The organism is Mesorhizobium calcicola, assembly GCF_042682105.1.
In the GTDB taxonomy this organism is placed as follows: Bacteria; Pseudomonadota; Alphaproteobacteria; order Rhizobiales; family Rhizobiaceae; genus Mesorhizobium; species Mesorhizobium calcicola.
Window position 1 is genome coordinate 378,007 of the sequence record NZ_JBHUGY010000031.1, and the last position, 10,972, is coordinate 388,978.

1 protein-coding gene and 2 pseudogenes are annotated in these 10,972 nt (G+C 61.2%); all 3 read right to left on the reverse strand.

Going from position 1 to position 10,972, the window contains the following annotated elements:
• Positions 1-105: 105 nt before the first annotated feature.
• On the reverse strand, positions 106-8,376 hold the full coding sequence (locus ACFSQT_RS21655; protein ID WP_379021917.1) for an SH3 domain-containing protein: 8,271 nt from the start codon (positions 8,374-8,376) through the stop codon (positions 106-108).
• Positions 8,377-8,378: 2 nt separating this feature from the next.
• Positions 8,379-8,645, reverse strand: a pseudogene (locus ACFSQT_RS21660) (FAD-binding oxidoreductase); the annotation flags it as partial.
• 149 nt (positions 8,646-8,794) lie between these two features.
• Positions 8,795-9,445 (reverse strand): annotated as a pseudogene (locus ACFSQT_RS21665) (RHO alpha subunit C-terminal catalytic domain-containing protein); the annotation flags it as partial.
• Between the last annotated feature and the right edge of the window lie 1,527 nt (positions 9,446-10,972).

The following is a 10,972-nucleotide window of genomic DNA, read 5'->3' on the forward strand; positions in this document are numbered from 1 at the left end:
CCTGATTCAGACAAAACGCAAACCGCTCTAGCGCATGTCAAGCGCGTCGCATGAATCCGTTTCGACACGACGCGCTGGCGGACTCTGTGGTTGGCCGGCCGTTCCTCAGCCGACCGATATGGCAGGCAGATAGATGCGGTCGCCCGAGAAGATCATATCCGGACTCAGGATGTGATCCATGTTGAGCACCACCGTCTGCGCCACATCCGCTGAATGGGTCCTGGCGATCAGGCGAATAGAGTCGCCGTCCTTGACCTCGACCCACTGATAGCCGTCCTTCTCCAGCATTGGATTCGTGCGGCCCTCGGGATTGCTGCTGCCCTCGGGATGAACCTCGACATAGTCGCCGGAAACCCAGCCGCTATGGATTTTGCCGTCCGGTCCGAAACCTTCGACGGGTATCCAGGCTTCTCCCGACGGATCGGTCGAAGGCCTCGCGGTCTGTTCGACGAACGTGCCCGGCTGCAGAACCGTCGCCACGGCCGAGTCCCCGTCAGGCTGGGTCCGCAAATTCAGGCCGTCATCCGCCAGCACGACGAGTTGTGGGAAATCCTCCCCCGGGTTCCGCGGCCTACCTGGAACATCCGAAGGATCATCGGGTTGCTGGGACGAGGTATCGCCATCCGCTTTTTTCGGATCGGGTGGAGGGGTCGTCTTCGCGCCCTCCCAAGGCTGCCCCAGCAGGGTGTCCAGCGAGAAGAGAAGCATTCCAACGCCGAAGGTGATGCCCAGAGTCCACCGATCCAATGCAGTCCATCTTTTGTCGGACTTTGCCGCCGCCGCGATATCGGCATCGGTTCGCGGCACCGAACGGCGATTCATCCGGTCCGTCCTTATTGCCGACGCCCAGAATTCCGCGCAGCCGAACGTGAACATGGTGCCGGCGACAGTGGCGATCGGCGCCGGCCAGGAGTGCACCGTATAGACCGCGCAGCCAAGCACATAGCCGGGTCCAGCCAGATATTCGGCCACGTTTCGGATCACCGGTCTGCCGGTGAACGACTGCAGCATCGACTTCGTGCCATAGACGATGTTGCCGAGCGTGAAAGTGCTGTTGACGACAAGATCCTTACCCTGGATCATCCCGGTCGCGGCACCTGGCGCTGCGGCAATGAATGTGGCTCCGCCGAGCGCGTTGAGGAATCGCCCGAACGGCTTGTTACCTGCGGTTGCATTGGGGAAGACCGCCTGCGCGCCGAAAACGAGGCCTCGCACGCCAAATGCCACCCCTCCAGCGGTGGCGGTCCAGGTTGGCGGCAACGAACTCCACAACATGTAGGAGGTGGTCGACATGCCGCCAAAGGTTGCGAGTGCCTGAGCGTTTTCCCGCATCCTGGCATGGCTGAGGGCCAAATCGACGCTGGTGGCCTGATCCGGCGTCATCGCCTTTTTATGGGTCGCCCGATAGGTCGTCAGTTGCAGCACCGAAAGGTCGTTCGTCTGCTCCGTCGACATCCAGGCAAACTGCGTGGGTGTGAACTTGCGCAACTGGCCAGGGCTCAACGCGCCAAGCTGCTTCGGCGTCAGCGCCGCTATCTGCTGCTTGGTCAGTGCCTCGACCTGGTGAATGGTCAGGGCACCGAGCTGCCCGGGGGTCAGCGCCGAGATGTGGTCCGGCGACAGCTTTGCCGTTGTCGCGGGATCATGTGCCGCGACAAGGTCGGGTTTCAACGCCGCGAACTGCGTCGCATCGAGATGGCCGAATTGGGCAGGTCTCATGGCGGCGAACTGTTCCGGCGTGAAGGCATTGCGTTGCTCATCGCTGAGCTTGGCGACCTGGTCAGGCGTCAGCTTGTGCACCTGCTCGATGGTCAAGGCAGCGATCTGCTCGGGTGACAAGGCGGCAACCTGATCCGGTCGCAAGCCGCTGATGCGGCCAGGGGCAACGGCCTGCAATTCGCCTGGCCCGATTGCCTGGAGCTGTTCGGCGCTCAGCGCCCGCAACTGCTTCGGTCGCAGCGCCTTAAGTTGATCAAGCGTCAGCTGCCCGATCTGCTCGGAGCTCAGTGCAGAAACCTGCTCGGGCGTCAGCGTGGCGATATGCTCCGGCTTGATGGCGTGCAACTGCGCGCCGCTCAGCCCCGAAATCTGATCGGTGGAAAGCGCCCTGACTTCCGGCCCGGTCGGCACCCGCTCGGAAGCACCGCGTATCCACGGCAGCACGACGGCCTCGCCGGTGTCGGGGTCGTACACCAGTATGTGCGTCTTGTCCGCCAGTTCAGGAGCATCGGCCGGCGCGCGAGGCCCGTCGGAAGGCGGCACATAAACCTGTTCCGGCCCCCTCGGCTCGGTGCCCAGTATCGCCGCGATGATCGCCTTGCCGCTCTCGTCCTCGAGCCGCAGGGTTCTGCCCGGACCGGTTCCGGCCGTCGCGGATTGGAGTTGCGGTTTTGCCGCGGCAGGTTTGTTGTGTCCGAAGATATTGCCGACGATTCCCGCATCGTCGAGCGCCCGCTGCAAGTCCGCCGAAGGCGGAGCATCGAGGAAAACCCAGCGCGGTTGATAGCGAGGGTTTTCGTTCCGCAGTGCCACGTCCTTGTTGATCTGCTCCTGCAATTTCGGCGTGAGCGGCACTTCGCGCATCTGCGCGACACCGTTGATCGTCGTCCAGCGATGGTAGGTCTTGACCTCGATCGCCTCGATCACATCGTCGCTCTTGAAGACGGGCGAATCCACATATCGCCCCCCTACTCCTGAGACAGGGTTGGAGCCACCGGGGTTGGCGTCGACCGGGAAATGCGCCTCTCCAAGCGAGCCATTGAGTTCGCGCGTATAAATCTCGCCGGCCTTCCATTTCTCGGGCTGCCGCATGTTGCGGACCTGCTGCAGCGAGTAGGTCGTTGGCGGCGCCGCCTCGATCGCCTTCCTGGCTGGCATTGCCTCTGGCGGCACGGGCTCGCCCTCCGACCGTCCCTGGCTGGCAGGCACATGGTCCTCGGAGGCGCCGCGCACCCACGGCAGGACGTATGCTTCTCCCGTCTCGGGGTCGCGGAACAGAATATGCGACTTGTGCATCAACTCCGGTTCGTCGCCGCGCGCTGGCGGTCCGTCGGCAGGCGGCACATAGACATTCTCCGCGCTCTTCGGCAGCGGTCCGTAACGGGTGGCCGTCACGGATTGCCCGTTCTCGTCCCTGACCTGGATCGGGCCGCTTCGGCGGCTGCCCACCTGCGAGGAAAGCAAGGTCATCACGCCATCGGCAATGTTCTGGCGCATGAAGCCGCCATCGACGATCGATGGGCCGAACTCATTCCGGAACTGCTCGATCGCCGCGCGCTGGTCGGGTCTTGCGTTCTTCTCCAGTTCGCCGAGGAACTGCTCCAGGGAGGCCTTGCCGCCCTTCGGAATGCCTGTCGCCGCGCCGTCGCGCGAGATTTCCATGGCGTGGGCGAGCCAGGCCGGGATCGTCAATGCCTCGGTTTGCCCGTCGGCGCGATCGAAAGTCAGTGTCGCGGTTTCGTTCTTGGCGATCGAAGGAGCGATGCTGGCCGCCTTGGACTTATACTGGATTCTCACCTCAGCGCTGAAAGCCACCGCACCTGCAGGCAGAGGAGGCGTCGAGAGTGAAAGCGTATAGCGGGTGGCCGGCGCGCCATGCGAACCGTAGAGGTTCTGATAGATGTTACCGGCGCTCGGCATGTAGCGGGACTGCGGTGATCCGTCGGGTTGGAAACGCGCCGGAAGCCATGACTGCACCGTCGATTTCACCTTGTAGGCCGCGGACGTTACCATCCGGTCGGGATTGGATCCCAGCATGCCGGGCAGCGTGGTGCGATCGTTGAAGATGACATCGACCAACATCGCCTCGGGGTTTACAACGCGAGCCTTCTCGCCGGTCAGCAGAACGATGTCTGCCGTGGGCGCCTTGCCCGCTACGGCCGAAAGTCGCAATCCGCTCAGCGTCGACTCATCGACAAAAGAAACCATGTTCGACGGATCGACCTGACCGGACTTGACGAGGTCACGGATCGAGCGGACGCCATCGCCCTGGCCGATGGCCGCGATGAGTTCGGATGCCTTCGCCGGATCCTTGACCGCGAACTGGATCTTCAGACTTGTCGAGCCGAGAGCGGACTGGATCTGGTCGAATGTCTGCGTCGACACGATGTCGCCCGGCTGGAGCGTGTCCTTGACGGACAGTTCCGGGCGCCTCTCGAAGCCGACGCGCGGCATCTCGCCCACCGCCGCGACATGATTGGCCACGATCGGCAGGCGTATACCGGCCTTGGTCTCGGTCATGACACGGTCGAACGGAAGCGCGCCTTGCAGCTCGACGTGGCCGGAACTGTTTTCCGCCGGCACGCCAAAGAAGTCATGCTGGCCAGGTGCGAGCGTGACCCCCTCACCTTTGAGCAAAGGCGTGTAGGTCATCTCGATCACGGTGCCTTCGCCATCCGGCGTCATCCCGACGATGGCTGCATCCAGCGGCTTGGCGTCATAGCCGGACGCATCGCTGAATATCGCCTTGCTCGCCTCCGCCGACAGATCGCTGCTGCGGACCGGGAAGGCCGTCTGATTGGACACCGGCCAGACGCCGGCCTGGAGGCTTGTGATGTTTCTGTATTCGCGTGCCCGGTAGGATACGACGCCCTGGGTGCCGAGCGCGTCCTTGAACGGCGACAGGCTGCGTTGGCTGACACTGTCGACGATCGACCATCCGATCATGCCGAAATCGGTCTTGGTTCCGACACCGAAGCCGACGGCCGCAATCGTTGGCGAGCCGATCCCGAACGCATCGCCGGTGTTCAACCGGGTCCGGAAGGTGACGCCGACGCGGAAGTCCGGCAGCAGGTCGCCAAGCGGCGTGCGCGGGATCTGGACGCCGTCCGGGCCATAGCGCTCGGCTATTTCGCGGCTGGAATAATAGCCCTTCTCCTGCTCGTAGCGGGTCACAAGCCGCTCGGTGGTCAAGCCGTCGAGATAGGCCGAGGGCGTCTTCGGATCCTTGCCGCTGGTGTAGACGTAACCACTCGTGTCGCGTTCGGGCATGCCGGTAAAGCCGCGTGTCTCCGGGTCCCAGACGAGGCGCACCGTTCCGTCTTGTCCTGTCGGCTCACTCGGCACGACAATGGGATCGCCATCGGCGGGATGCGGTGTCCCTGGCGGGGTCGTCCCATGCGGATCGTGGCCCGGCTGCATCGTCGAACCATCGCTGCCAGCGTCATCGGCCTTGATCACTTCTCCCGGTATCACCGGATGGCTGGGGTCGTGGAATATCTTCTCCCCGGTCGGCCTGTAAACGCCGTCGGCACCGATCTCATAGACATTCATTGGACGCCCCGAGGAACCGGGCTCCAGCGCCGGCGGCAATTGCCGCGGTCCATTGCCGCCTGGCGGCTGCTGGTGCGGTCCGCCGCTGCCCGGCGGGTTGGCGCCGGGACCGTTGGAACTCGCCTGCGTGCCCGTGCCCGGCCGCAACGTGCGCAGACCGTGGATGCCGAGGCCGGTGCCAGTGATGCCGGTGCCAAGCCCCGTAAGCGCGTTGGCAAGCTGGAGACCATTCATCTGGTCTCCGTTGACGGCGAGATCGTAGGCAGAGGTCGCCAGCAAAGGTGCGCCGACAATCACCGAGCCGACATCCATTCCCCACGCCGCCTTGTTCAGGCCAGCCGTCGACTGCATGTAGCTGCGGGTCTCGAGCGCCAGCGAAGACCCGGATCGTGTTGCGCCTATGCTGCCGCGGAAGGCCTGAAGGGCGGTCATTTCCTTTCCCGCCAGGCCAATGGTGCGAAGGCCGCTGGACGCCATGGGCAGAACCGTGGTCGCCGCGCTGGCGATGTTCATCAGTGACTCTCTATCGTCCCACTCGCCGCCATGTTCCAGATGGTTGACCTGGTTTATGACCGCTCTGGTTCCGAGATAGGCGGCACCGGTATAGGCGAGCGGCGCCGCGATCGGCGCAGCCGGCGTGAACGACAGGATGGTGGCGATGCCGGTCCCGATGCCCACCAGCGGATCGACAACCTTGTCCCAGACGGAGACGTTGCGCGACTTGACGACCTCAAGCGCGATCTTGCCGTCGTCTCCCGCCTTCATCTCCAGGCCTTTGGGAACGACGAGCTTGCCGTTCTCGCCAAACTGGCTGTTGTTGTCCTGGAAATCACCGAGGTTGTCGAACTTCTTGCCGGTCACGTCGACATAGCGAGTGTTGCCGTCACCGTCGCGCACGGCAAAGAGCGTGACCTGCTGCGTCCCGACCTCGTCGTCGACATAGAAGATCGGCACGCTGCGCACATACGGGTTGTCGCCGCCGATATCGCGGATCTCCTCCGTCACATTGTCGATCGCCCCGCGGCCCTCATCGGTCGAACGATCCAGGCCGAGCGTCCTGGCGACCGTGTCATCGAGGGCCGTCCCACGCTGTTCCCGGAACTCGTTGTCGTAGCCACTGTCGAGCAGTTGCTGGAACTTCGGCTCATAGATGCCGTCGAGCGTCTGCTGCTGATGTTCGTCCAGATAGGTCTTGTCCACCGTGCTGTTGCGGTCGGCCAGGAGCGAGGGATCGCTGAGCCGAAGCTCATGGTAGTCGCTGAAACCTTGCACCACCCTGCGCAAATCCTCGGCCTGCGTTATCTGAGCCCTTGTCGCCTCCAGCTTGAGCTTCGAGACCGCCAGCTCGGGATCGACCCAGCGGCCACTGTGATCATCGTCCTGTGTATCCAGGTCGATCCAGATTGCCTTGCCGCCCTGGGTCAGCGCGTCGATCCCTATCTGGTTGTATTTCTGGGCAACCTCGGGCGCCACCTTGATCGTCTGACCGCCGACATTGATTTCGACCGGCTGCACGCCATCTGGCAGCGTCCCTTTGGGCGCATCGACCGTTCCCGGCCCGTGTTGCGTCAGCGCATTGTTGAAGTTGGTCTGCAGCGTCGTCAGCGTCGTCTTCAGGTCGGTAATGCTGTTGCCGAGCTGCCGATCCAGGACATCATTCAAATCCTTCGCCGCCTGGGCCTCGCTGGCCCTTGCCGCCACCGGGGCATTTGCCGTGCACACCTTCATGGCGGAACTGGTGCCGCCCAGGAACTGCTGCCATTCCTTGTTGAGTTGGCGGTCGCGATATTCGCCCTTGATATTCTTGTCGCTCGGATTGTAGGTGAGCTGCTGCTCTGTCGTTCCTTTGTCAAAATGGCTGACGACCCAGACCTGGCCATCGCGTATTTCGATCGTCGACGTCTTGTAGTGCCCCAGGTAGTCGCCGCTATATCTGTTGTATTTCTCGTTTGGATCGAATTTCTTCTGACCGAGGTACTCGACGAGCAGCCGGTGCTCGAGATCCGCCTGCTGCGCGCCCACTTGCGTGGCATCGGCATGGGCGCCGAAGTAGTTCTGATAGGCTTGCGCCAATTCGAGCTGATTGCCTGCCGTCGTCTGCAGTGCCTTGAGGTCCTTGTATTCCTTCGAGTCGGTCGGAACACCGTCGAGTTCGGCCTGTCCTACCAGGAAATCGATCGTCAACTTATCGCCCTTGCCCAGATGCAAGCCGACCTCGGAAAACAGCTTATCGACGGCTGCATGGTCGGCAAGCCCCTGCGCATATTCTGTCTGCCGATCGGGGGCAGGCTTGTCCGTCGACGTAAAGGCCTGCGCGTTGGGATCAATTAGTGGCTTGAGTTCGCGCTGCTGGGCGATCGCATCGCCAAGAACCCTGCCGGCGTTTTCGTACTCCCCACGGGCATCCCGTGCGTTCTGCAGCAAGGTGTTGGCCTTGGTCAGCCGCTCCCCCGCATCGGCAAGCGTGCCCTTCGGTTTCTGCGCGGCCCATTGCAGACCGAGAGGTGCCAGCGCCTTGTTTATGATCGTCTGCGCGCCATCGACGGCATCCTTGCAGGCGGGGTCGAGCATATCGACGTTGAGCTGCTCCTGCTGCTGGACAGCCAGAGCTCGCGTCTCGGTGATGCGCGACAGGGCGATGTTCTCGGTAATGATAGCCTGGGCGACCTGGGGATCGACCCAGGTCCAGACGCCGTCGATCTTCATCGGCGTCCACTTGCCGCCGGAAGGCGCGTTACCCCGCGGCGGATCGCCGAACGGATCGACAACCCTGTTTTGCCCATCCAGCTTGGGCTTGGCAGCCGTGCCCAGACCGTATTTATCGATCAGGGCCTGTTTGTCCTGTCCGGCTTTCTCGGCGGCGTTGATGAGGCTGGGCAGGGTCTCACCGGCCAACAGCCCTTCGACGAAGGTCTTCACGACCTGGCCTTCCCGGGCCTCCTCGGAATTGCTGCTGTTGGGGTTCACCGCCAGCAGCGTCCTGGCCAAAGCGGCCTGCGTGCTTCCTGCCTCGATCTTCAGGTCGGTGCCGGTGGTATTGTTGTGCAGCGTCATGCTGCCATCGGGCTTGGTGGTCAGCGTGTAGCCGTTGAAGGCGACCTCCACGGTCGTGCGCGTACCGTTTCGATGGTGATTTTCCGCGATGGCGAAGACGATAGCGTATAGGTGCGCATCAGCGGCCCGTCGGCGGTCGGCAGTTCCAGCGTCACGAACTGGCCCGGCTTGTAGCGGAACCAGGTCTGGTTGTCGGAGCGGAAGGTGAAGGTCTTCACATCAGGCGCTTCGTCGCTGACGCCGATCACTTCCAGCACCTGCAGCCTGTCGTTCCAGGGCGTCATCTGGTCGAGATGGCGATAGAGGCCGAGATCCGTCATCGCATTCATCCTCTTGTCCTCACCCCTGTGCCTTTTGTTCTGTGCATGTCGGTGTTCTCAAAAACCGAGGCCACTTCTGAGCGACATGCACTCTTTGCTTTGACGCAATTGCGGACGGAAAACCGCTGCACACTTTTCCTGGAATTGCTCTAGGCAACGCTGCGCAGCGCCGGCCGGCCGCCTTCGGCAAGGCGTGGGCCGATGAAGGATGCGTACCACTCGACGAACTGGATGACGCCGCCCTCATGCAGCTCCGAATAGGGGCCCGGCTCGTAGGCCGGCGACAGGATGCCGAAGGCGTTTTCCTCGACGATACGGCGGTCCTGGTCGTTGGTCTCGGTCCAGACATGGGTGAGCTCGGCGAGATCGTAGTCGACGCCCTCGACCGCATCCTTGCGGACCAGCCATTTGGTCGTCACCGCGGTCTCGGTTGCGCTGATCGGCAGCACGCGGAACGTCACCGCGTGGTCGATGAGGATGTGGTTCCATGTCGTCGGATAGTGATAGTGCATCAGGGTGCCGATCCGGTCGGCGGAGACGCTGTCGGAGAGGTTCTTCTTGACCGCGCGCTTTCCCGTCATCGTGTAGCTGACGGCATCGCGCAGGAGCGGCGCGCGGGTGGCGCGGTACTGTCCGGCCGGATCGATGCGGAATTTGCTCGGCAGGCCGGTTGCTTCGCATTTCGCCCAGTGCGCCAGCATTTCCGGGTCGCTGTCGGCGCCTTGCACGCCGGTCACCGTGGGTGCTTCCGGGAAGGTCTTGCAGAGCTCCGGATGATTGCCGGCGCAATGGTAGCACTCCAGCAGGTGTGTTTTCCCCTAGTGTATTCGGAATTGGCTGGGCGACTAGTGACGGAAGACAGAAGAAACAAACGGAATTCGCTCTTTATTATGCGGGCGCGCTGCAACGGCGACGCGACAGACATTCTTTCTGCTTCATTCCTTGCCAGATGAAGAAGGCCAGGCAGAGGAAGCTAGTGCGCACACAACGCCGTGACGCGACTACGATGCTTACTTCATGGTGTCTACGGCTCAGACGCCACGCTGGATGCAGATTTATCTGGTGTGTTTAATATGCCACAGTTCAAGAAGGGTAGTCGGCCTCAGTTGTAATATTTTCCGTGGAGCGCAGGACGTATATTCGCGGTGACCTTTTGGTACGGGTTCACAAGCTATTGGTGACGAGTAATCACGTCGAAGGCGACTTGGTATTAAGGTAGCTTCATACAACGACGCCTGTTGCCGATACGGCATTGGCAGCCGTCCAAAAATCAAATGTCGCAGCGCTATTCTAGCAATTCGCGCAGTCTGCCTTCAAAGCCCGCTTCGGTTCATTTGGCGGGCAGAACAAATGTTTGAGATTCTGAAACGCGTATCCGCGCGGTGGAGGCTGCAGGACGCACGACCTGAATTCTGTGGTGGGCTGGGCGCTGCGGGCCTTTCTCTACACCACGAAATTGAATTTCGCTGACATCAATGGCGGATCGCACTAGCAAGCTCTACTTTCTATGCGTCCGACGCTTACCAAAAAGAACTGCCTTTCCGTGGTTGACGAATTTAAGCGGATGTTGGCTTTGGCGAGGTATAGCGAGCGGCTCGATGGCTCTTGCTCATTACAGAGCGTTCAGAGTCAGCAGAGTACCTTTGAATATGTCTCCCCCAATTGAATGTTGAGGATAGAACGGTGATACGTAAAAATATTATGGCTCCGGGTTTGAAGGGCGATTTCCCGACGTTAGTCTCGATCTTGGTACAGACATCGTTACGATAATCTGGGCGACATAACTCTTGCTGACCTGAAGGACGATCGCGTCTGTCTCTACAACGACGAACACGTCAACGTGGGGAAACTGGTCGTCTATGAAGTGCCGTATAGGTGGCTCGATGATGCTGACGGGACACCGCTTATCTGTACTCAACGATGGCGCACTGGTAATCATCCGTCCTGAAAGCTATTGTTCAGTTGGTGGAGAATATTTATGATGATCGTAAGGCACCAGCCTCAGATCGAAGCTCGCGACGTTTGATGGTTACGGAATGGGAAAAGAGAGGTAGGCAAGAAGGGTAAGACCAATAGGTCGTGTCCCGTTATACGAACGCGAGGAGACTTATAACGACGCGAGTGAGCCAATGATTCGGGATATGTGCTGTTCACGATCATGATATGGTACACGTGCCGACGATGGCACACTTTTCAAAAGCTAGAAGTCTGTGGAGTTTATACGATCCTGTGAGGCTGCGCGGATGTATCCATGTGGAAGCGCACATCCCGTCAGCCGAGCATGCTATTCTTACTATTTGACGACCAAGGACAGCGGCTGCCGATTT